Genomic DNA, 318 nt, shown 5'->3' with positions numbered 1-318 from the left:
ACCTCGCCACGAGCCTGAACAACCTCTCCATCCGGCTGGGAGAGCTGGGGCGGCATGAGGACGCACTGACCGCCATCGAGGAAGCCGTCACCGTCTACCGCCAGCTGGCCGCGGCGCGTCCCGACGCCTTCCTGCCCGACCTCGCCATGAGCCTGAACAACCTCTCCGGCCGGCTGGGAGAGCTGGGGCGGCATGAGGATGCACTGACCGCCATCGAGGAAGCCGTCACCGTCCGCCGGGAACTGGCCGCGGCGCGTCCCGACGCCTTCCTGCCCGACCTCGCCACGAGCCTGAACAACCTCTCCATCCATCTGGGAG

Annotated in this window: 1 protein-coding gene; it reads left to right on the top strand. The window is 69.2% G+C overall.

Features of this window, described 5'->3' with window-relative positions:
- Positions 1-318 (top strand): tetratricopeptide repeat protein (locus tag ABZU99_RS31045; protein WP_356228086.1); only part of this gene is annotated, 318 nt, incomplete at both ends.

It is taken from the genome of Streptomyces sp. NPDC005266, assembly GCF_040607655.1.
Classification (GTDB): Bacteria; Actinomycetota; Actinomycetes; order Streptomycetales; family Streptomycetaceae; genus Streptomyces.
Note: the sequence above shows the minus strand (reverse complement) of the source record. Positions and strands in the feature narration are given on the sequence as shown.